The sequence below is a fragment of the Luteimonas suaedae genome (assembly GCF_008312895.1).
In the GTDB taxonomy this organism is placed as follows: Bacteria; Pseudomonadota; Gammaproteobacteria; order Xanthomonadales; family Xanthomonadaceae; genus Luteimonas; species Luteimonas suaedae.
Genome location: NZ_VSSP01000013.1, coordinates 41541 through 62721, shown reverse-complemented (window position 1 = coordinate 62721; position 21181 = coordinate 41541). Strand labels below are relative to the sequence as shown.

The 21181-nt window shown below is 70.0% G+C and carries 18 protein-coding genes and 1 tRNA gene; 16 read left to right on the top strand and 3 right to left on the bottom strand.

The annotated features are described in order from the left end of the window. Window positions 1–107: 107 nt before the first annotated feature. From ispH to radA, 6 genes are all read left to right on the top strand, one after another. Complete coding sequence (ispH, locus tag FXO19_RS16305; RefSeq protein WP_149196178.1) at window positions 108–1058, top strand: 4-hydroxy-3-methylbut-2-enyl diphosphate reductase; 951 nt, start codon at window positions 108–110, stop codon at window positions 1056–1058. A gap of 77 nt (window positions 1059–1135) precedes the next feature. Next, a tRNA-Thr gene (locus FXO19_RS16300) sits at window positions 1136–1211 on the top strand. Between the two features lie 60 nt (window positions 1212–1271). Continuing rightward, window positions 1272–1553: a hypothetical protein gene (locus FXO19_RS16295; protein ID WP_149196177.1), complete on the top strand. Its 282-nt coding sequence runs from the start codon at window positions 1272–1274 to the stop codon at window positions 1551–1553. Window positions 1554–1712: 159 nt separating this feature from the next. Then, complete coding sequence (locus FXO19_RS16290) at window positions 1713–2087, top strand: hypothetical protein (RefSeq protein WP_149196176.1); 375 nt, start codon at window positions 1713–1715, stop codon at window positions 2085–2087. Window positions 2088–2104: 17 nt separating this feature from the next. After that, a complete protein-coding gene (locus FXO19_RS19315; protein WP_187775819.1) occupies window positions 2105–2260 on the top strand; it encodes a hypothetical protein in 156 nt (51 codons plus the stop codon). A gap of 66 nt (window positions 2261–2326) precedes the next feature. After that, the gene (gene radA, locus FXO19_RS16285) at window positions 2327–3739 is read left to right on the top strand and encodes a DNA repair protein RadA (RefSeq protein ID WP_149196175.1); all 1413 of its coding nucleotides are present in this window, start codon (window positions 2327–2329) and stop codon (window positions 3737–3739) included. Between the two features lie 106 nt (window positions 3740–3845). Here the strand turns inward: radA and FXO19_RS16280 are convergent, their stop codons facing one another. Beyond that, window positions 3846–4739: an SMP-30/gluconolactonase/LRE family protein gene (locus FXO19_RS16280; RefSeq protein WP_149196174.1), complete on the bottom strand. Its 894-nt coding sequence runs from the start codon at window positions 4737–4739 to the stop codon at window positions 3846–3848. 492 nt (window positions 4740–5231) lie between these two features. Next, on the bottom strand, window positions 5232–6956 hold the full coding sequence (locus tag FXO19_RS16270; protein ID WP_149196173.1) for an IlvD/Edd family dehydratase: 1725 nt from the start codon (window positions 6954–6956) through the stop codon (window positions 5232–5234). A 169-nt stretch (window positions 6957–7125) separates the two neighbouring features. On the opposite strand from FXO19_RS16270, the gene FXO19_RS16265 reads away from it, so the two are divergent. Then, on the top strand, window positions 7126–7932 hold the full coding sequence (locus tag FXO19_RS16265; protein ID WP_149196172.1) for an SDR family NAD(P)-dependent oxidoreductase: 807 nt from the start codon (window positions 7126–7128) through the stop codon (window positions 7930–7932). Window positions 7933–8201: 269 nt separating this feature from the next. On the opposite strand, the gene FXO19_RS16260 is transcribed toward FXO19_RS16265, so the two are convergent. Then, entirely contained in the window at window positions 8202–9209 is a 1008-nt protein-coding gene (locus tag FXO19_RS16260; RefSeq protein ID WP_149196171.1) for a LysR family transcriptional regulator, read from the bottom strand. Between the two features lie 154 nt (window positions 9210–9363). On the opposite strand from FXO19_RS16260, the gene araD1 reads away from it, so the two are divergent. From araD1 to FXO19_RS16215, 9 genes are all read left to right on the top strand, one after another. Continuing rightward, complete coding sequence (gene araD1 / locus FXO19_RS16255) at window positions 9364–10371, top strand: AraD1 family protein (protein ID WP_149196170.1); 1008 nt, start codon at window positions 9364–9366, stop codon at window positions 10369–10371. A 16-nt stretch (window positions 10372–10387) separates the two neighbouring features. Next, window positions 10388–11824: an aldehyde dehydrogenase family protein gene (locus FXO19_RS16250; protein WP_149196169.1), complete on the top strand. Its 1437-nt coding sequence runs from the start codon at window positions 10388–10390 to the stop codon at window positions 11822–11824. Window positions 11825–12068: 244 nt separating this feature from the next. Continuing rightward, window positions 12069–13046, top strand: coding sequence for an ABC transporter substrate-binding protein (locus FXO19_RS16245; protein WP_255516469.1), 978 nt, complete (start codon window positions 12069–12071; stop codon window positions 13044–13046). Window positions 13047–13060: 14 nt separating this feature from the next. Next, window positions 13061–14572 (top strand): sugar ABC transporter ATP-binding protein, encoded by a 1512-nt coding sequence (locus FXO19_RS16240; RefSeq protein ID WP_149196167.1) that lies wholly within the window; start codon window positions 13061–13063, stop codon window positions 14570–14572. Further along, complete coding sequence (locus tag FXO19_RS16235) at window positions 14572–15630, top strand: ABC transporter permease (RefSeq protein ID WP_149196166.1); 1059 nt, start codon at window positions 14572–14574, stop codon at window positions 15628–15630. Before FXO19_RS16240 ends, FXO19_RS16235 begins: the two co-directional genes overlap by 1 nt. Further along, window positions 15627–16655 carry a galactofuranose ABC transporter, permease protein YjfF gene (yjfF, locus tag FXO19_RS16230; protein WP_149196165.1) on the top strand — a complete coding sequence of 343 codons (1029 nt, stop codon included), beginning with the start codon at window positions 15627–15629 and terminating at the stop codon, window positions 16653–16655. Before FXO19_RS16235 ends, yjfF begins: the two co-directional genes overlap by 4 nt. Next, window positions 16652–18601, top strand: coding sequence for a glycoside hydrolase family 127 protein (locus tag FXO19_RS16225; protein WP_149196164.1), 1950 nt, complete (start codon window positions 16652–16654; stop codon window positions 18599–18601). Before yjfF ends, FXO19_RS16225 begins: the two co-directional genes overlap by 4 nt. 224 nt (window positions 18602–18825) lie before the next feature. Next, window positions 18826–20217, top strand: a complete 1392-nt coding sequence (locus FXO19_RS16220) for an MFS transporter (protein ID WP_149196163.1) — start codon at window positions 18826–18828, stop codon at window positions 20215–20217. Beyond that, a complete protein-coding gene (locus FXO19_RS16215; protein WP_223115529.1) occupies window positions 20217–21170 on the top strand; it encodes a glycoside hydrolase family 43 protein in 954 nt (317 codons plus the stop codon). Before FXO19_RS16220 ends, FXO19_RS16215 begins: the two co-directional genes overlap by 1 nt. Window positions 21171–21181: the final 11 nt, after the last annotated feature.

The following is a 21181-nucleotide window of genomic DNA, read 5'->3' as shown; positions in this document are numbered from 1 at the left end:
GTGCGGCTCGCCCCGCAAGCGGGAGAGGGGCGATCGCGTCAGGCACGAGTCGGCGCCCACTCTGCGCTTCAGACTGAACCGGCACCACTCCGCTAGAATGCGGTTCCATGGACATCGTCCTCGCCAATCCCCGCGGTTTCTGCGCCGGTGTCGACCGCGCCATCGAGATCGTCAAGCGTGCCCTGGAAACCCTGGGCGCGCCGATCTACGTGCGCCACGAGGTGGTGCACAACCGCTACGTGGTCGAGGACCTGCGCCGCCGCGGCGCGGTGTTCGTCGAGGAACTCGACGAGGTGCCGGACGACGCCACCGTGATCTTCAGTGCCCACGGCGTTTCGCAGGCGGTGCGCGGCGAGGCAGCCCGGCGCCGCCTCAAGGTGTTCGACGCGACCTGCCCGCTGGTGACCAAGGTGCATCTGGAGGTGTCGCGGCACTGCCGCGCCGGCCGCGACGTGGTGCTGATCGGCCATGCCGGCCACCCCGAGGTCGAGGGCACGATGGGGCAGTGGCAGGCCGAGGCCGGCGACGGCACGATCTACCTGGTCGAGGACCTCGGCGACGTCGCCACGCTGGCGCCGGGCCAGCCCGGCAACCTGGCCTACACCACCCAGACCACGCTGTCGGTCGACGACACCCGCGCCATCATCGAGGCGCTGCGGGCGAAGTTCCCGGCGATCCAGGGCCCCAGGAACGACGACATCTGCTACGCCACCCAGAACCGCCAGGACGCGGTGCGCGAGCTGGCGCGCCAGTGCGACCTGGTGCTGGTGGTCGGCTCGCCGAACAGCTCCAACTCCAACCGGCTGCGCGAGCTGGCCGAGCGCGACGGCGTCGAGGCCCACCTGGTCGACGGCGCCGACGAGATCGACCCGGCCTGGCTCGTCGGCCGTCGCCATGTCGGCGTCACCGCGGGCGCCTCGGCGCCGGACGTGCTGGTGCAGGGCGTGCTGCAGCGCCTGCACGCGTTGGGTGCGGGCGGCGTGCGCGAGCTGAATGGCGAGCCGGAAAACATGGTCTTCGCGCTGCCCCGGGAGCTGCGGGTGCAACTGGTCGAGTGACCGCCGACCCGCTAGAATGCGCCTCCGCGGTCCGTTTGCCTGGATCGCATCCAACGGGAACGCTTGCATCACACCCTGCCGGAATAGCTCAGTTGGTAGAGCGGCGCATTCGTAATGCGTAGGTCGTAGGTTCGAATCCTATTTCCGGCACCATATTCCGCCTTACGGTCCGCGCTGCCGGCGCGACCGGTTGCTCGTGTTGCGAGGTGATGCATGAATCCGATTCCGCTCGAGGATCTCGCCCTGCTCGAACTGCTGCTGCGGATCGACCAGCGCGTCGACCTGTCCGAAGGCGATACCGATATCGTCAGCCGTCTGGTCGACAGCGGCCTGGTCGAGCAGACCGACGGCGAGGCCATGCTGACCGCGGCCGGGATCGAGATGTGCAAATCATTGCAGCATCGCGCCGCCGCCGATGAACAGGCGGAACGGATCCTCAGGCAGCGCGAGTCCACCGACAAGAGCACGGACGGCGCCGGCCTGCCCCAGGTCTGAGAACGCGCGGCCCGGTGTGTGCCAGGGCCCGGCATCCATCCGCGAAAACGAGCACCTGCCGCGCACGCAGCGGGGGCGGCGCGGCGGGCGCGAATTTTTGTCCGGTGATCCTGAATCCGTCACCGTCGCCCAGTCGCATTCCGCCTGCGCGTTCATCGATTGGACATCTGCGTTTCACCGAATGTTTGCGAAACCGGCGGCATCCTGGGCGCCCCGGAATTCTCGACACGAAAAATCATGGATCCCAGTCGTATCGATGTCTTCCTGGCCGGTAACGGGGATGGTTATGTGATCGCACCGGCCGGTTGCGCGCCGCCGCTGGAGGAGATGCGCGCGCTCGGTGGGGTCTGCCATGGCTGGTCGCAGGATGTCGGCGAGTCGGCATCGCGGCCCGAGTGGCGCGCCCTGCGCCGGGACATCGAAGCCTGCGGCTACAGCATCGTTTCCGATGCCGATTTCGCCGCGCTGCTGCTGCCGCCGCGCCTCCAGTCCGGCAAGGCGACCGCGATCGCGGGCTATCCGGCGGCCGCCTGAAGATCGCTCTATCGGCCGTGCATCGTTCGCCTGCGCTGGGCGTGGATGGCGATGGCCTCGACGACCTGTCGACGGCGACGGTTCCCCCCGAACGGGTGGCCGGTGCCGAAAACTATTCCGAGGCTGGGCCGTTCGAAGGCGTGGTGTCCAACGACCGGAGCCGGGACCGCTGAATCCATGATCTCGCCTGGCGCGACCCGGCGCCGTTACCCTGTGCGCAGTCCAACAGGTGTCCAGGCATGGCCAAATCCGCCGCGCGTACCTCCCCGCCGAAGGCGCGCACCGCCTACGTGTGTTCCGAGTGCGGTGCCGACCACGGTAAATGGCAGGGCCAGTGCGGCGAGTGCGGGGCCTGGAACACGCTGAGCGAGTTCGTGATCGAACCCGCCGCCGCGGCCAAGGCGGGACCGGCCTCGCGCCGCAGCGGCTGGGCAGGGAAGGCCGATGCACCGAAGGTGACCGCGCTCAAGGACGTGCGGCACAGCGAGGACGCGCGCGTGTCCACCGGCATCGGCGAGCTCGACCGCGTGCTCGGCGGTGGACTGGTGGAGGGCGCGGTGGTGCTGGTCGGCGGCGATCCCGGCATCGGCAAGTCCACGCTGCTGCTGCAGGCGGTGGCGCGGATGGCGCCGACGCTGCCGGCGCTGTACGTCACCGGCGAGGAATCGCTGGCCCAGGTGGCCGGTCGCGCGGCGCGGCTCGACCTGCCCCTCGACGGCCTGCAGGCGTTGGCCGAGACCGGGATTGAAATCATCCTCGAGCACGCGGCGGTGTCGCGTCCGAAGCTGATCGTCGCCGATTCGGTGCAGACGCTGTGGACCGAATCGCTGACCGCGGCGCCCGGTTCGGTCAGCCAGGTGCGCGAGAGCGCGGCGCGGCTGGTGCGCTACGCCAAGGAGACCGGCACCGCGGTGTTCCTGGTCGGCCACGTCACCAAGGAAGGCGGCATCGCCGGCCCGCGCGTGCTCGAGCACATGGTCGATGCGGTGCTGTATTTCGAGGGCGAAAGCGGCAGCCGCTTCCGCGTGCTGCGCGCGTTCAAGAACCGCTTCGGCGCGGTCAACGAGCTCGGCGTGTTCGCGATGGGCGACAAGGGATTGAAGGAAGTGCCGAACCCGTCGGCGATCTTCCTGTCCGGCGGCAGCACGCCGCAGCCGGGCAGCTGCGTGATGGTCACCCGCGAGGGCACGCGGCCGCTGCTGGTGGAAGTGCAGGCGCTGGTCGATGCCTCGCCGCTGTCCAACCCGCGCCGGGTCGCGGTGGGCCTGGAGCAGAACCGGCTGGCGATGTTGCTGGCGGTGCTGCACCGGCACGGCGGCATCGTGGTCGGCGACCAAGACGTGTTCGTCAACGTGGTCGGCGGCATCCGCGTGCAGGAGACCGCCGCCGACCTGCCGGTGTTGCTGGCGGTGCTGTCGTCGCTGCAGGACAGGCCGCTGCCGGACAAGACCGTCGCCTTCGGCGAGATCGGCCTGTCCGGCGAGATCCGCCCGGTGCCCAACGGCGAGGAGCGCCTGCGCGAGGCCGCCACGCACGGCTTCAAGCGCGCGATCGTGCCGAAGGCGAACGCGCCCAAGTCGGGTGCGTTCAAGGGATTGGAAGTGATCGCGGTGGAGCGGCTGTCGCAGGCCCTGGAGAGCGTCCAGCCGTAAGAGCGCCCCATGGGCGCGATACCGCGGGACCGTCAATACCGACGCCGCGTGTTGCAGGGAACTCCTGCACAGGCATGCCGGCCGTTGCGTCCGCGAAAATGCGCGGTCAGCCGCCGAAGCGCGCGGCCGGCACTCCGGTGGCGTCGAGTTCGACCGCGAACAACGCGCCAGCCAGCGGTTCGCGCTGCAGCTGCGCGGCATCGAGCCCGGCGCGTGCGCTGGTGACGTAGAGCGTGCGCAGGTCGGGGCCGCCGAACGTGCAGCTGGTGATGTGGCTGGTCGGCAGGGCGATCCGCGCAAGCTCGTCGCCGTCGTCCGCGTGGCAGCTGACGCAGGCGCCGCCCCAGCGCGCGATCCAGATGCGGCCGGCGGCGTCGGTGGTCATGCCGTCCGGCGCGCCGTCGTCCGCGCCCTGCTGCAACCACGGTCGGCGTTCGCCCAGGGTGCCGCGCTCGGGATCGAATGCGAACGTCCAGGTGCGGCCGAGGCCGGTCTCGTTGAAGTACATGGTGCGCTGGTCCGGCGACCAGGTCGGGCCGTTGGCGATGAGCACGCCGTCGAGGTGGCGACTGCAGCCGCCGTCGGGATCGAACCGGTACAGGCCGCCGGTCGGCGCGACGCAGGCGAAATCGGTGGTGCCGGCCCAGAAGCGCCCGCGCACATCGCACTTGCCGTCGTTGAAGCGGTTGCCGTCGCGATCGGGCTCGGGCCGGTGCAGGCGCTGCAGGCGGCCGTCGCCGGGGTCGAAGAACGCGAAGTCGCGGCGCAGCGTCACCAGCAGTCCCGGCGCATCCTCGCGCTCGGCGAGCGCCGAGATCTCCTCGTCGAAGCGCCAGCTGTCGCGGCGGTCGCTGCCAGGTGCATAGCGGTGCAGCGCATGGCCGAGGATGTCGACGAAGTACAGCGCCTGTTCGCGCGTCGACCACAACGCGCCCTCGCCGAGCTCCGCGGCAACGGGCCAGACGCAGCGCGGCGGGGAGAGCGGAGACGGTGCGGTCATCGTTTCGGAATCAAATCAAACTCGGGATGGCACAGCATGCGCAATACCGGGTGGCAAGTGAAGTGCGCCGGGCCGCGTCCTCGCGGGAGAGCTTTTGGCCCACCGGCGAACGCTGGACGAAGTGGGTTTTGAAGCCCCTCTCCCTCCGGGGCGACAGCGCACGGCTTGCGCGCCACCGGCGCGCGTGCGCTGGAGCGCCCGCGCCGCTGGCGTGGGCCGGGGCGCGAAGCGGGGGTTGGGGTGAGGGTACGGCGAAGTCGCGATGGTTCAGACCTCTACTCCTTCGCCGTACCCTCATCCGGCCCCCCGACTAAAACACTCGGGGCAGGCTCTTCGGGCCACCTCGCTCCGCGCCCCGGCCCTTGCGCAGGCGCAAGGGCGTTCAGGCGTGCGCGAGCCAGTGGCTCGCAAGCAGCACGCCTTCACCCCAGGGGGAGAAGGGATGTTCCCGAGAGCCCGGCTTTGCGGGGACTTAATTCGCCGGATTGCTTCTCAATGCGAATCACGCGGCACGTCGGCGCCGCTGCCGCCGACCAGGAAATCGAGATCGGCGCCGAGGTGCGCCTGCTGCACGTGCTCGAAGTAGAGCTTCTGCCAGCCGCGCGCCGGCGCTTCCGGCGGCGTCCACCCGGCGCGGCGGCGCGCGAGTTCCTCGTCGGAGACGTCCAGGTGCAGGCGCCGCGCCGCCACGTCGAGTTCGATCATGTCGCCGTTGCGCACCAGCGCGAGCGCGCCGCCGGCGGCGGCCTCGGGCGAGGCGTGCAGCACCACGGTGCCGTAGGCGGTGCCGCTCATGCGCGCGTCGGAGATCCGCACCATGTCGGTGACGCCCCTGCGCAGCAGCTTCGGCGGCAGCGGCATGTTGCCGACCTCGGCCATGCCCGGATAGCCGCGCGGACCGCAGTTCTTCAGCACCATCACGCTGTGCTCGTCGATCTCCAGGTGTTCGTCGTCGATGCGCGCGTGCAGGTCCTCGATGTTCTCGAACACCACCGCCGGGCCGCGATGGTGCAGCAGGTGCGGCGAGGCCGCGGACGGCTTGATCACCGCGCCGTCCGGCGCCAGGTTGCCGCGCAGTACGGCGATGCCGGCTTCCGGTCGCACCGGTTCGGCCAGCGGGCGGATCACCTCGCGGTTCCAGCACGGCGCGTCGGCGATGTTGTCGCCGAGCGTGCGCCCGTTGGCGGTGAGCGCGTCGAGATCCAGGTGTGGGGCAATCTCGCGCATCAGCGCCGGCAGGCCGCCGGCATAGAAGAAGTCTTCCATCAGGTACTTCCCCGACGGCTTGAGGTCGAGCAGGCAGGGCAGCCGCGAGCCGATCGCGTCCCAATCCTCGAGCTTGAGGTCGATACCGACGCGCCCGGCCAGCGCCAGCAGATGCACCACGGCGTTGGTCGAACCGCCGATCGCGGCGTTGACGCGGATCGCGTTGTCGAACGCGGGGCGGCCGAGGATCCGCGACATGCGCAGATCCTCGTGCACCATCTGCACGATGCGGCGCCCGCTCAGCCGTGCCAGCCGGTAGCGGCGCGAGTCGACCGCGGGGATCGCCGCGTTCTCCGGCAGCGACAGGCCGAGCGCCTCGACCATGCTGGCCATGGTGGAGGCGGTCCCCATGGTCATGCAGCTGCCTTTCGAACGCTGCATGCAGGCTTCGGCCTCGATGAATTCCTCCTGCGTCAGTTCGCCGGCACGCACCTGCTCCGACATCTGGATCACGCCGGTGCCGGAGCCGACCGGACGGCCGCGCAGGTTGCCCGACAGCGACGGCCCGCCGGAGACGCCGATGGTCGGCAGGTCGACGCTGGCCGCGCCCATCAGCAGCGACGGCGTGGTCTTGTCGCAGCCCATCAGCAGCACCACCCCGTCGATCGGGTTGGCGCGGATCGATTCCTCGACGTCCATGCTGGCGAGATTGCGAAACAGCATCGCGGTCGGCCGGGTCTGGGTCTCGCCCAGCGACATCACCGGGAATTCCAGCGGGAAGCCGCCGGCCTCGTACACGCCGCGCTTGACGTGTTCCGCCAGTTCGCGGAAGTGGCCGTTGCACGGCGTCAGTTCCGACCAGGTGTTGCAGATGCCGATGACCGGGCGGCCGTCGAACATGTCGTGCGGATGGCCGGCGCTCTTCAGCCAGCTGCGGTAGTAGAACCCCTGCTTGCCTTCGCGCCCGAACCACGCGTGACTGCGCCGGACCGGTTTCTTGGGAGCACCCATGCGGGACCCTGTTTGAGTGGTGGATTGCCCCGGCATTCCGTGCGGCGGCAGACCGGGTACCGCTTTACGGCGGCGATCGTACAGGGCATATTGATATTGCAAAAATAACAACTTCAAGGATATCGATATTGTTTTTGCTATCGATATCGCATCTGAGAGAGGAAGACACATGAGCAACCCGCTCCCAGCCCCGCAGGGCGATGCCCCGACGGCGAGCGACGCGGTCTATCCGAGCCTGCGCGGGCGCCGGGTCTTCGTGACCGGGGGCGGCAGCGGCATCGGCGCCGCCGTGGTCGAGGCCTTCGCCCGGCAGCGGGCGCAGGTGGCTTTCGTCGACGTCGCCGAAGCGGACAGCGCGTCGCTGGCCGCACGGCTCGAGGCCGAAGGCCTGCCGCGGCCCTGGTGGCGGGGCTGCGACGTGGTCGACGTGGCTGCGCTGCAGGCGGCGATCGGCGATGCCGCGGCGGAGCTGGGCGACTTCCATGCGCTGGTCAACAATGTCGGCAGCGACGATCGCCATGCGCTCGACGCGGTCACCCCCGAGTACTGGGACCGGCGGGTCGCGATCAACCAGCGCTCCGCCTTCTTCGCGATCCAGGCCGCGGTGCCGGGCATGCGCCGGCTGGGCGGCGGCGCGATCGTCAATCTCGGCTCGACCGGCTGGCAGACCAAGACCGCCGGCTACCCGGTCTACGCGACCGCCAAGTCGTCGGTCAACGGCCTGACCCGCGGCCTGGCGCACGAGCTCGGCGCCGATCGCATCCGTATCAACATCGTCACGCCCGGCTGGGTGATGACGCAGCGCCAGGTCGACCTGTGGCTGGACGAGGCCGGCGAGCGCGAGCTGGCGCGCAACCAGTGCCTGCCGGACAAGGTGATGCCGGCGGACATCGCGCGCATGGTGCTGTTCCTGGCCTCCGACGACGCGCGCGCCTGCACGGCGCAGGAGTTCGTGGTCGACGCTGGCTGGAGTTGAGCAGGCGCAGACGAGCTCGAATCGCGGCCGAAGTTCTCAGGATGGAGCAGTTTACGAGTGTCGACGATTCCTTCTCCCGCTTGCGGGAGAAGGTGCCCGAAGGGCGGATGAGGGCGCTTTTGATGTCTCGCCAAGAGCGCCCTCACCCCAACCCTCTCCCGCAAGCGGGAGAGGGAGTGTCCTGCGAGCGGTGTTGTCGCGGCAGGGATCGGATTCGCGGCGTCGCGACTTCCGTCGCTCCCACAGTCAGTGAGGCCGCCCGCCTGGGTTTACACCGCTGGCACCGCAGCGTGCGGTTCGGCGTCGGGAGGCGGGCCCCCGGCCGTTGACAGGCGCACGCCGTAGACGCTCGCGGCGGTGTCCTTGAGCGCCTGCAGCACGATCCGCGCGCCCGGCGACAGCAGCCAGTCGGTGCGGGTGATCAGGCCGAACGCGTCCATCTTGCACGACAGCTGCACCGGCACGATCGCGACCATGTCGTGGTCGGCGTAGTAGCGCGCCACGTCGACCGGCACCACCGCCATGTAGTCGCTCTGCTGCAGCACCTTCGGCAGCACCACCAGCGCAGAGGTCTCGATGATCCGCCGCGGCGCCTGCAGCCCGGCGCTCTGGAACATCAGCTCGAAGCGGTGCCGCAGCACGCTGCCGGCCGGCGGCAGGATCCAGCCGGCGTCGGCCAGTTCGGCCAGGCTCGGCGTGCGCAGCGCGAGCAGTGGATGGCCGGGGCGGGCGATCGCGCAGATCTGCTCCTCGGCCAGGGCCTCGTAGTGCAGGTTGCGCTTGTCGTGGCGGGCGAACAGCCGCGCGACCAGGATGTCGAGCCGGTTGTGCGCCAGCCGCTCCAGCAGCACGTCGCTGCCGTCGACCAGCAGCGAAACGTGCAGCAGCGGATGGGTCTCGGCCAGGCGCGCCAGCGCCGCCGGCAGCAGGGTCATCGCCGGCCCGGCGATCGCGCCGACGCCGACGCTGCCGGAGTAGCCCTCCCGCAAGGCCTCGATCTCGGCGCCGGCCTGGCCCAGGCTGGACAGGGCGATGCGCGCGTGGCGGATCATGGTCTCGCCGTACCAGGTCGGGCGCATGCCGCGCGGCAGCCGCTCGAACAACTGCACGCCGATCATGTCCTCGAGGTCCTTGAGCAGCTTGGAGGCGGCCGGCTGCGACATGTTCAGGGTCTCGGCGGCGCGATGGATGTTGCCCTCCTCGTCGATCGCGATCAGCAGCATCAGTTGCCGGGTCTTGAGCCGGGCGCGGACGAACCAGGGCGTGCCGTGCAGCATCGGAACCTCGCGATATGCCAATACCGATATAGATTACGCCCATATTCTTATTTGTTGTGTATCTGTCGCTGCAAGCAGAATAGGCCACATGCGCCGACCCGACGCCCGTTGCGGCGGCAGGGCCGGCGGACCCACGGCCAGGCAGGCAGCACGCATGCGACTGATCCAGCTTGCAGACGAGACCGGTGCGCCGCGGGTGGGCGCGATCGACGATGCGGGGCGCACGGCGCGCCTGCTCGACGGCTACGCGAGCACCTATGCGCTCGCCGCCGCGGCGATCGCCGCCGGCAGGCCGCTCGACACGCTGGCCGCCGATGCACTCGGCGACGGCGCGTGCGACTACGACGCGCTGCTGCGGGAAGGCCGCGTGCTGCCGCCGCTCATGCATCCCGATCCGGCCCATTGCCTGGTTACCGGCACCGGCCTGACCCACCTCGGCAGCGCCGCGGCCCGCGACGCGATGCACCAGACCCTGCAGCGGCAGGCCGCCGACGGCGGCCTCACCGACTCGATGAAGATGTTCCAGTGGGGCGTCGAGGGCGGCATGCCGCGCGACGGCGCGCCCGGCGTGCAGCCGGAATGGTTCTACAAGGGCGACGGCGCCGTTGTGGTCGCGCCCGGCGCGCCGCTGCCGTCGCCGGACTTCGCGCTCGACGGCGGCGAGGAGCCGGAACTGGTCGGCCTGTACCTGATCGGTCCCGACGGCACCCCGCACCGGCTCGGCTACGCGCTCGGCAACGAGTTCTCCGACCATGTGACCGAGCGGCAGAACTATCTCTACCTCGCCCATTCCAAGCTGCGCGCCTGCGCGGTGGGCCCGGAGCTGCGCACCGGGCCGCTGCCTGACGACCTGCGCGGTAGCAGCCGGCTGCGCCGCGGCGACGCGGTGATCTGGGAAAAGCCCTTCCTGACCGGCGAGGCCAACATGTGCCACTCGCTGGCCAATCTCGAATACCACCATTTCAAGTACGCGGCGCACCGGCGGCCGGGCGACGTGCACCTGCACTTCTTCGGCACCGCGACCTTGAGCTTCGCCGACGGCGTCCGCGCCGAACCCGGCGACCGCTTCGAGATCGAGCTGCCCGAACTCGGCGCGCCGCTGGTCAACCCGCTGCGCCGGGTCGCCGGCGGTTTCGTGCCGGGCGGCGTACGCCCGCTGTAAGCAAGGAAACCACACGATGACGCAACGCTTCCGCAGCTACATCGACGGCCAGTGGGTCGAAGGCGCCGACAGCGCGCACGACGAGAACCCCTCCGACCTCGCCAGCCCGGTCGGCGAATATGCGGCGGTCGATGCGGCGCAGGCGCAGACCGCGATCGAGGCCGCGGCGCGCGCGCAACCGGCGTGGGGGCTGACCTCGCCGCAGCAGCGCGCCGACGCGCTCGACTTCGTCGGCAGCGAGATCCTCGCGCGCAAGGAGGAACTCGGCCGCCTGCTCGCGCGGGAAGAGGGCAAGACCCTGGCCGAGAGCATCGGCGAGGCCGCGCGCGCCGGGCAGATCTTCAAGTTCTTCGCCGGCGAGGCGCTGCGCATCCCCGGCGAGAAGCTGGCCTCCACGCGCCCCGGGGTCGACGTCGAGATCACTCGCGAGCCGGTCGGCGTGGTCGGCATCATCGCGCCGTGGAACTTCCCGCTGGCGATCCCGGCCTGGAAGATCGCGCCGGCGCTGGCCTACGGCAATGCCGCGGTGTTCAAGCCGGCCGAGATCGTGCCCGGCTGCGCCTGGGCGCTGGCCGAGATCCTCAGCCGCGCGGGCCTGCCCGCCGGCGTCTTCAACCTGGTGATCGGCAGCGGCCGCGTGGTCGGCCAGGCGCTGGTCGACGACCGCCGCGTCGACGCGCTGACCTTCACCGGTTCGGTACCCACCGGCAACGGCCTGTTGCGCCAGGCGGCGGCGCGCGGGCTGAAGATCCAGCTGGAGATGGGCGGCAAGAATCCGCTGGTGGTGCTCGCCGACGCCGACCTGGACAAGGCAGTGGAGATCGCCGTCAACGGCGCCTATTTCTCCACCGGCCAGCGCTGCACCGCCTCGAGCCGGCTGATCGTCGAGGCAGCGGTCCACGACGAGTTCGTGGCGCGGGTCGGCAGGCGGCTGGCCGCATTGAAGGTCGGCGACGCGCTGGAGTCCGGCATCGACATCGGCCCGGTCGCCAGCGCCGAGCAGATGAAGACCAACCTGTCCTACATCGGCGTCGGCCGCGACGAGGGCGCCGAGCTGCTGTACGGCGGCGAGGAGCTCGAGTTGCGCACGCGCGGGCACTACCTGGCGCCGACGCTGTTCGCGGCGCAGCCGCAGCACCGCATCGCGCGCGAGGAGATCTTCGGCCCGGTGGCGGCGGTGATCCGCGCCGACGACTACGAGCACGCGCTGCAGTTGGCCAACGACACCGAGTTCGGGCTGTGCGCCGGCGTCTGCACCACCTCGCTCAAGCACGCCACGCACTTCAAGCGCCACGCCCAGGCCGGCATGGTGATGGTCAACCTGCCGACCGCCGGCGTCGATCCGCACGTGCCGTTCGGCGGCCGCAAGGCCTCCAGCTACGGGCCGCGCGAGCAGGGGCGCTACGCGGTCGAGTTCTACACCACGGTCAAGACCGCCTACACGCTGGCGTAGGCGCCTGTTCCCGGCACCGAATGCGAAGATTTTGAGATCAGAAGACGATGAAGATCCATACGCCACCGAACCGTCGTCCCCGCGCAGGCGGGGACCCAGCGCCTTGGCGCGCTGGATGAAAGGCACTGGATCCCCCGCCTGCGCGGGGGATGACGATGTAAGGCGGGGATGACGATGTAGACGGTGAAGCGGCCGGAGAGCCGTCAACCCTGCAGGCGATGCAAAACAAGGGAGGGAGGGCATGATGAAGCGAGTGTTCGTTCTGGGCGTCGCGGTCGCGTTGCTGGCGCTCGCGGCGGGCTGCGCGCGCGATGCCGGCGGCGATGCGCCCGTCGTCGGCTTCAGCCAGGTCGGCGCCGAAAGCGAATGGCGCACCGCCAACACGCGCTCGGTGCGCTCGGCGATCGAGGAGGCCGGATTCCGGCTGCGCTTCTCCGACGCGCAGCAGAAGCAGGAGAACCAGATCAAGGCGCTGCGCTCGTTCATCGCCCAGCGGGTCGACGTGATCGCGTTCTCGCCGGTGGTCGAGTCCGGCTGGGAGACGGTGCTGCGCGAGGCCAAGGCCGCCGGCATTCCGGTGATCCTCACCGACCGTTCGGTCGACGTCTCTGACGAGTCGCTGTACGTGACCCTGATCGGCTCCGATTTCGTCGAGGAGGGCCGCAAGGCCGCGCGCTGGCTGCTGGAGGATTCGCCGCTCAGGCGCGGCGCGGACCGCGAAGGGCCGGTGCGCATCGTCGAGCTGCAGGGCACCGTCGGCTCGGCGCCGGCGATCGACCGCGGCAAGGGCTTTCGCGAGGTGCTCGGCGACGACCAGGACTACCGGATCGTGCGCACCCAGAGCGGCGACTTCACCCGCGCGCGCGGCAAGGAGGTCATGGAGGCCTTCCTGAAGTCGGAGGGCGGCGACAACATCGACGTGCTGTTCGCGCACAACGACGACATGGCGATCGGCGCGATCCAGGCGATCGAGGAATCCGGCCTGCGGCCGGGCGAAGACATCCTGGTGATCTCGATCGACGCCGTGCGCGGCGCCTTCGAGGCGATGATCGCCGGCAAGCTCAACGTCACCGTGGAATGCAATCCGCTGCTCGGCCCGCAGCTGGTCGATGCGATCCGCGCCGTGCAGGAAGGACGCGAGCTGCCGAAGCGCATCGTGGTGGAGGAGTCGGTCTTCACCCGCGAGCAGGCGGCCGAGGTCTTCCCGAGCCGGCAGTACTGACCGCCCGCGCCGGCATGCCTGCAGCCTCCCGTCCCGTCCTCGAGGCCCGCGGCATCGGCAAGCGCTTCGCCGGGGTCGCAGCGCTCGACGGCGTCGACCTGCGCCTGCGCGCCGGCGAGGTACACGCGCTGATGGGCCAGAACGGCGCCGGCAAGTCCACCCTGATCCGGGTGCTGACCGGGGTGATCCCGGCCGACGCCGGCCATGTCGTGCTCGACGGCGAGGCGATCGCGCCGGCCAGCCCGCTGGCCGCGCAGCGGCTCGGGATCAGCACGGTGTACCAGGAGGTCAACCTCTGTCCCAACCTGACCGTGGCCGAGAACATCTTCGCCGGCCGCTACCCGCGCACGCGCCGGCTGCGCGCGATCGACTGGCGCGCGGTCGATCGCGGCGCGCGCGAACTGCTGCGGCGCTTGAACCTGGACATCGATCCGGGGCGGCCGCTGTCGGCCTATCCGGTCGCCGTGCAGCAGATGGTGGCGATCGCGCGCGCGCTGGGCGTGTCGGCGCGCGTGCTGATCCTGGACGAGCCCACCTCCAGCCTCGACGAGGACGAGGTGCGCGAGCTGTTCGCGCTGCTGCGGCGGCTGCGCGACCAGGGCTTGGCGATCCTGTTCGTCAGCCACTTCCTCGACCAGGTCTACGAGATCGGCGACCGCATCACCGTGCTGCGCAACGGCTGCCTGGTCGGCGAATACGCTGCCGCGGCGCTGTCGCATGCGCAACTGGTGGCGGCGATGGTCGGACGCGAGGTCGCGCTCGGCGGCGATGCGGGGCCCAGTGCGGACGATTCGGGCGAGGCGGTCACCGTGCTCGAGGCCCGCGGGCTCGGGCGGCGCGGCCAGGTCGCCCCGACCGATCTCGACCTGCGCCGCGGCGAGGTGCTCGGCCTCGGCGGGCTGCTCGGCTCCGGCCGCACCGAGCTGGCGCGGCTGCTGTTCGGGCTCGATCGCGCCGACAGCGGCGGCATCCGCATCGACGGGCGCGAGGTGGCGTTGCGCGCGCCCGCCGACGCGGTCGCGCACGGTGTCGCACTGTGCCCGGAGGAACGCAAGACCGAGGGCATCGTCGCCGACCTCTCGGTGCGCGAGAACATCGTGCTCGCGCTGCAGGCGCGGCGCGGCCTGCGGCGTTTCCTGTCGCGGGCCCGGCAGGCGGAGCTGGCGCGGCGCTACGTCGACGCGCTCGGGATCAAAGTTCCGGACATCGAGACGCCGGTCGGACTGCTGTCCGGCGGCAACCAGCAGAAGGTGGTGCTCGCCTGCTGGCTGGCGACCGAGCCGCGCGTGCTGATTCTTGATGAACCGACGCGTGGTATCGACATCGCCGCCAAGCAGGAAATCATGGCCGAGATCCTGCGCCTGGCGCGCGCCGGCATGGCGGTGCTGTTCATCTCGGCGGAGATGGAGGAGCTGGTGCGGGTCTCGGACCGCATCGCGGTCATGCGCGACCGCCGCAAGGTCGGCGAACTGCCCGCCGGCAGCGGCCAGGACGCGGTGTTCGACATGATCGCGGGGCAGTCGTGATGGCCCCGTCCGTGCATCCTCCCGCAGCCGTCGCCTGGCACCGGCGCACGTTCGCGCACCCGCTGTTCTGGCCGCTGGCGGCGCTGGCGCTGCTGCTGCTGGGCAATGCGCTGTTCAATCCCGGCTTCCTCGGCCTGCAGTGGCGCGACGGCCATCTCTACGGGAGCCTGATCGACATCCTCAACCGCGCCGCGCCGCTCGCGCTGGTGTCGCTCGGCATGACCCTGGTGATCGCCGTGCGCGGGCTCGACATCTCGGTCGGCGCGGTGCTCGCCATCTCCGCCACGGTGGCGGCCTGGATGATCGGCGGCGAGCAGGCCGGCAGCCGCTATCCGCTGCCGCTGGTGCTGACCGCGGCGCTGGGCGCGGCGGCCCTGTGCGGCCTGTGGAACGGCATGCTGGTGGTGAAGGCTGGCATGCAGCCGATCGTCGCCACGCTGATCCTGATGGTCGCCGGGCGCGGCATCGCGCAGCTGATCGGCGACGGCCAGATCCTGACCATCTACTACCCGCCGTACTTCTTCTTCGGCAGCGGTTTCTTCCTGGGCCTGCCGGTGTCGCTGTGGATCGTCGCCGGCGTCGGCCTGCTGCTGTACCTGGCGCTCGACCGCACCGCGCTCGGCCTGTTCGTGCGCGCGATCGGCGGCAATCCGCTCGCCGCGCGGGTCGCGGGCGTGCCGGCGCGGCTGATCACGGTCTGCCTGTACGTGTTCTGCGCGCTGAGCGCGGGACTGGCCGGCATCCTGGTCAGTTCCAACGTCAAGAGCGCCGACGCCAACAATGCCGGGCAACTGCTGGAGCTCGACGCGATCCTGGCCGTGACCCTCGGCGGCACCCTGCTCAGCGGCGGCCGCTTCAGCCTCGCCGGCAGCGTGGTCGGCGCGCTGATCATCCAGACGCTGGCCGCGACCATCTACTCGATCGGCGTGCCGCCGCAGGTCAACCTGCTGGTCAAGGCGCTGCTGGTGTTCGTCGTGCTGCTGCTGCAGTCGGCGCAGTTCCGGGCCGGCGTGCGGCGCGTGGTGCTGCGGCGCGCGGCCGCGGAGGGCGGGGCATGAGCCGCGCGCGAGACGCCGCCGCCGGCAGCGGGTTCGGCGCATGGCCGCTGCACGGCATCGATCCCAAGTTCCTGCCGCTGCTGGTGACGGTGGCGTTGTTCGTGGCGATGGCGGGGGCGGGCGGCGTGCTGTATCCGGGGTTCCTGTCGCCGCAGGTATTCCTCAACCTGCTGATCGACAACGCCTTCCTGTGCATCGCCGCGGTCGGCCTGACCTTCGTGATCCTGACCGGCGGCATCGACCTGTCGGTCGGCGCGGTGATCGCCTTCACCACGGTGCTGCTGGCATCGCTGGTGGAACACGGCGGCTGGCATCCGCTGGCGGCGATCGCGCTGGCACTGGCGCTCGGCACCGCGTTCGGCGCCGGCATGGGTGCGTTGATCGAACGCTTTCGGCTGCAGCCATTCGTGGTCACGCTCGCCGGCATGTTCCTGGCACGCGGCGCCAGCACGCTGATCAGCGTGGACTCGATCGGCATCACCCATCCGCTGTACACGCAGATCGCTTATCTGCGCATCCCGCTCGGCGGCGGCAACGCGCTGTCGGCCAGCGCGGTGATCGCGCTGCTGACGGTCGCGGCCGGCATCGCGCTGGCGCATTGCTCGCGTTTCGGCCGTACCGTGTACGCGATCGGCGGCAATGCGCAGTCGGCCGCGCTGATGGGATTGCCGGTCGCCTCCACGCTGGTGCGCGTCTATGCGCTGAGCGGCTTCTGTGCCGCGCTGGCCGGCGTGGTCTGCACCTTCTACATGCTGTCGGGCTACAGCCTGCACGCGCTGGGGCTGGAACTGGACGCGATCGCCGCGGTGGTGATCGGCGGAACGCTGCTGGCGGGCGGCACCGGCTACGTCGCCGGCACCCTGGTCGGCGTGTTGATCCTCGGCCTGATCCAGACCCTGATCGCGTTCGAGGGCACGCTGAGTTCGTGGTGGACGCGCATCGCCATCGGCGTGCTGCTGTTCGTGTTCTGCCTGCTACAGCGGCTGTTCGAGCGCAGCCGCATGAAACGGGGGACCTTCCGATGACACATTCGAACGACGACCACCGGCCCGGCGCCGGCCCAGCCGTATCCCGTCGCACGTTCCTCCAGGGCAGCGCTGCGGCGGCGGCCGGCATCGCCTTGGGCGCGAACGCGACGGCGGCGGAGACCGGGCCGGCCGCGCCGCGCCCGAAACCGCGCTGGCGGGCGCAGCCGTTCGTCGCAGACCGCGTGCGGCTGCTGGACGGTCCGTTCCTGCAGGCGCGCGAGCGCGACCGCCGCTACCTGATGTCGATTCCCAACGCGCGCTTGCTGCACAGCTTCCGCCTCACCGCCGGCCTGCCGTCGTCGGCGCAACCCCTTGGTGGCTGGGAATCGCCGCACTGCGAACTGCGCGGGCATTTTTCCGGCGGGCACTACCTCAGCGCCTGCGCGCTGCTGTACGCGGCCACCGCCGATGGCGCGGTGCTCGACAAGGCCAACGCGCTGGTCGACGCGCTCGCCGAGTGCCAGCGGGACGACGGCTATCTCGGCGCGTATCCGGCGAGCTTCTACGACCGTCTCGGCCGCGGCGAGAACGTATGGGTGCCGATCTACACCTGCGACAAGATCATCGCCGGGCACCTGGCGATGGCCGTGCACTGCGGCAACCGCACGGCCCTGCGCACGGCGACGCGGATGGCCGACTGGCTCGGCGCATGGATGGACGGATTCGACGACGCGGCCTGGGAACGCATCCTCGGGGTCGAGTTCGGCGGCATCGGCGAGACCCTGCTGAACTTGCACGAGGTGACCGGCGCCGACCGCCACAGGCGCTGGGCGCTGCGCTTCGACCATGCGCGGTTGCTTGAACCGCTCGCCGAAGGCCGCGACGCGCTGGCCGGCCTGCACGCCAATACCCAGATTCCCAAGGTGATCGCCGCGGCACGGGCCTGGGAGGCCGGCGCCGGCGAGCGCTACCGGCAGGTGGCCGGCAACTTCTGGCGCATCGTCACCGATGACCATGCCTACTGCACCGGCGGCACCAGCGACTACGAGCACTGGGCCGAACCGGGGCGGTTCGCCGGCCGCCTCAGCGGCCACTCGCACGAGAGCTGCTGCAGCCACAACATGCTGCGGCTGACCCGTCACCTGTACGGCTGGGAGCCCGACGCCGCGCTGATGGACTACTACGAGCGCGTGCTGTTCAACGCACGCCTCGGCACCCAGGACGACGCCGGCATGATGATGTATTTCGTGCCGATGGATGCCGGCTACTGGAAGACCTACAACACGCCGTTCGATTCGTTCTGGTGCTGCACCGGGACCGGCGTGGAGGAGTTCGCCCGGAGCAACGACACGATCTACTTCCACGACGGCGACAGCCTCTTCGTCAATCTCTTCATCGCCTCCGAGCTGTCCTGGCCCGAACAAGGCCTGCGGTTGCGGCAGACCACGCGTTTCCCCGACGAGGAAGGCACCACGCTGGCGTTCGATCTCGAGCGTCCGCGGCAGCTCGAGATGCGCATCCGCATCCCGGACTGGGCGGCGGGCGCGACGCTGAAGATCAACGGCCAGGCGCAGGCGCTGCAGGCGGCGCCGGGCAGCTACCTGGTCCTCGACCGCCGCTTCGAGGACGGCGACCGCATCGAGCTCGGCCTGCCGATGGCGCTGCACGCCGCGCCGCTGCCGGACGAGCCGAGCCTGCAGGCGATGATGTACGGCCCGCTGGTGCTGGCGGCGCGGCTGGGCCGCGAGGGGATCGATCCCGACCGCGTGCGCGTGTCCGATCCGCGGCCATCGTTCAACCGCCTGACCGGCACGCAGCTGCCGTCGGTGTTCTTCGAACCCGACGAGTCCTGGGTTCGCCGGAGCGGGGAGGGCGGCCAGGTGTTCGAGGCGACCGGGATCGACGGCCCGCTGCAGCTGATCCCGCTGCACCGCATCCGCGACGAGCGCTACGCGGTCTACTGCCGCGCGCGCCCGGCGTGGGAACGCAAGCCGCAGTTCTGATCATGGATCACGCCGCTTCCCGGAAGATCTGCGCCATGCCGAAGCCGCGACTGCCGCTGGCTGCATCGCTCAAATCAGGGGGAGATCCCGGCTTGACCAGCCATGCGGCTGTTGAAGGCTGCCGGGATGACGGTGCGGGGGGACGAATGACGGCAACGGACAGCCAACAACGGCACAGGACCGCGCATGTCGGTTTGGTCCGCCACGCGCACTAGAGAAAGCCAATGCGAACACGAAAACTCGGGGTCCTGGAAAAAGTCGGCTTCGGCGCCGGCGACATGGCGGTCAACGTCGTCATGTCGTCGATGATGCTGATCATCACCTTTTTCTACACCGACATCTTTGGCCTGCGCCCTGCCGACCTGGCGATCATGTTCCTCGCGGTGCGCATGCTCGATGCCGTCACCGACCCGCTGATGGGCCTGGTGACCGACCGCTACACCACCCGCTGGGGCCGCTACCGTCCGTACTTCCTGGTACTGGCGGTGCCGTTCGGCGTCGCGGTGTTCCTGGCCTTCAGCACCCCGGACCTGGACTACAACCTCAAGCTGGCCTGGGCCTACGCCACCTACAGCCTGGTGATCGTGATCTTCACCGCGGTCACCATTCCCTACATCTCGCTGATCGGCGTGCTGACCGGTGATCCCAAGGAGCGCCTGTCGGCCAACGGCTACCGGCTGTTCTTCGCCAAGATCGCCGCGTTCCTGGTGACCATCGTGGTGCCGCAGCTGGCGGTCGCCTGGGGCGGCGGCAGCCTGTCGCGCGGCTACCAGCTGGCGATGGGCCTGATGGGGCTGATGGCGACGCTGCTGTTCCTGTTCTGTTTCTTCACCACCACCGAGCGCCTGCGCCACGAGGTCGAACGCAAGCCGCTGCGCGAGCAGGTGCGCCTGCTTTTGCGCAACGACCAGTGGCTGGTGCTGTGTGCGGTCTGCGTGATCGGCACCATCGGCTACGTGGTGCGCGGCTCGGTGGCCGCGTATTACGCCAAGTACTATCTCGGCGGCGACGCCGGCATGCTGTCGGCGTTCTTGTCGACCGGCGTGGGCGCCGCGATCCTGGCGATGGTCGCCTCCACCTGGATCACCAAGAAGTACTGCAAGGTCAAGCTGTTCCGGCTCAGCCAGCTGGCGGTCGGCATGCTCAGCGTGCTGATGTTCGTGCTGGTCAGGCCCGGCGACGTGGTGCTGGCATTCGTGCTGTATTTCCTGATCAGCTTCGTGGTCGACCTGCACGCGCCGGTGTTCTGGTCGGCGATCGCCGAGGCGGTCGACTACGGCCAGGCGCGCACCGGCAAGCGCGTGTCGGGGCTGGCGTTCGGCGGCATCTCGTTCTTCCAGAAGACCGGCATGGGCGTGGCCGGCGCCGTGGTCGGCAGCCTGCTGGCGTACTTCCAGTACGTGCCCGACCAGCCGCAGAGCGACTTCACCCTCACCGGCATCGCGCTGATGCTCACGGTGATCCCCGGCGCCTTCCACACGCTGATGGGCCTGCTGATGTACCGCTACCGCATCACCGACGCCTACTACCGCGAGATCCGGGCCGGGATCCTGCCGGCCGGCGGCGACGATTCCGCGCCGGAAAAACCGATGCGCCTCGAACCCGGGAACCCATGATGACCCTGCGCAATCCGCTGATCCGCAACCGTGCCGACCCGTGCATCCTCCGCCACCAGGACGGCCACTACTACTTCACCGCTTCGGTGCCCGAGTACGACCGCATCGAACTGCGCCGCGCGAAGTCGCTGTCGGGCCTGGCCGATGCGGCGCCAGTGACGATCTGGGGCGCACCGCCGGAAGGGCCGGCCAGCGCGCTGATCTGGGCGCCGGAGGTCCACCACATCGACGGTGTCTGGTACGTGTACTTCGCCGCAGCGCCCTCGCGCGAGATCCGCGACGGCCTGTTCCAGCACCGCATGTACGCGTTGCGCAACGCCAACGCCGATCCGCTGCAGGGTGGATGGGAGGAACTGGGCCGCGTCGAGACCGGTATCGACAGCTTCAGCCTCGACGCCACCAGCTTCGCCCACCGTGGCCGCCGCTACTACGTCTGGGCGCAGAAGCACCCGGACGTCCCCGGCAATTCCAACCTCTATATCGCGCCAATGGCCACGCCCTGGCAACTGGCCGGCCCGCCGGTGCTGCTGAGCCGGCCGGAGCTGGACTGGGAAGTGCAGGGCTTCCTGGTCAACGAAGGGCCGGCGGCGCTGGTGCGCCACGGCCGGGTGTTCCTCAGCTATTCGGGCAGCGCCACCGACGCGCGCTACTGCATGGGCCTGCTGCACGCCGATGCAGGCGCCGACCTGCTCGATCCCGCCAACTGGCAGAAATCGCCGCAGCCGATGTTCGCCACCGACGTGGAGCGCGAGGTGTTCGGCCCCGGCCACAACGGCTTCACCGTTAGCGAGGACGGCCGGCAGGACCTGCTGGTCTACCACGCGCGCAACTACCGCGACATCGAGGGCGACCCGCTGTGGAACCCGGACCGCCACACCTGCGTGCAGCCGCTGCACTGGGATGCGGACGGCATGCCGGTGTTCGGGCGGCCGCTGCGCGAGATCGATTTGTGAGCAGGAGATCC

Bases quoted from the DNA above. Each gene is read 5' to 3' on its own strand.
- ispH (WP_149196178.1), top strand. From the start codon at position 108: ATGGACATCGTCCTCGCCAATCCCCGCGGTTTCTGCGCCGGTGTCGAC.
- FXO19_RS16295 (WP_149196177.1), top strand. From the start codon at position 1,272: ATGAATCCGATTCCGCTCGAGGATCTCGCCCTGCTCGAACTGCTGCTG.
- radA (WP_149196175.1), top strand. From the start codon at position 2,327: ATGGCCAAATCCGCCGCGCGTACCTCCCCGCCGAAGGCGCGCACCGCC.
- FXO19_RS16280 (WP_149196174.1), bottom strand. From the start codon at position 4,739: ATGACCGCACCGTCTCCGCTCTCCCCGCCGCGCTGCGTCTGGCCCGTT.
- FXO19_RS16270 (WP_149196173.1), bottom strand. From the start codon at position 6,956: ATGGGTGCTCCCAAGAAACCGGTCCGGCGCAGTCACGCGTGGTTCGGG.
- FXO19_RS16265 (WP_149196172.1), top strand. From the start codon at position 7,126: ATGAGCAACCCGCTCCCAGCCCCGCAGGGCGATGCCCCGACGGCGAGC.
- FXO19_RS16260 (WP_149196171.1), bottom strand. From the start codon at position 9,209: ATGCTGCACGGCACGCCCTGGTTCGTCCGCGCCCGGCTCAAGACCCGG.
- araD1 (WP_149196170.1), top strand. From the start codon at position 9,364: ATGCGACTGATCCAGCTTGCAGACGAGACCGGTGCGCCGCGGGTGGGC.
- FXO19_RS16250 (WP_149196169.1), top strand. From the start codon at position 10,388: ATGACGCAACGCTTCCGCAGCTACATCGACGGCCAGTGGGTCGAAGGC.
- FXO19_RS16245 (WP_255516469.1), top strand. From the start codon at position 12,069: ATGAAGCGAGTGTTCGTTCTGGGCGTCGCGGTCGCGTTGCTGGCGCTC.
- FXO19_RS16240 (WP_149196167.1), top strand. From the start codon at position 13,061: ATGCCTGCAGCCTCCCGTCCCGTCCTCGAGGCCCGCGGCATCGGCAAG.
- FXO19_RS16235 (WP_149196166.1), top strand. From the start codon at position 14,572: ATGGCCCCGTCCGTGCATCCTCCCGCAGCCGTCGCCTGGCACCGGCGC.
- yjfF (WP_149196165.1), top strand. From the start codon at position 15,627: ATGAGCCGCGCGCGAGACGCCGCCGCCGGCAGCGGGTTCGGCGCATGG.
- FXO19_RS16225 (WP_149196164.1), top strand. From the start codon at position 16,652: ATGACACATTCGAACGACGACCACCGGCCCGGCGCCGGCCCAGCCGTA.
- FXO19_RS16220 (WP_149196163.1), top strand. From the start codon at position 18,826: ATGCGAACACGAAAACTCGGGGTCCTGGAAAAAGTCGGCTTCGGCGCC.
- FXO19_RS16215 (WP_223115529.1), top strand. From the start codon at position 20,217: ATGACCCTGCGCAATCCGCTGATCCGCAACCGTGCCGACCCGTGCATC.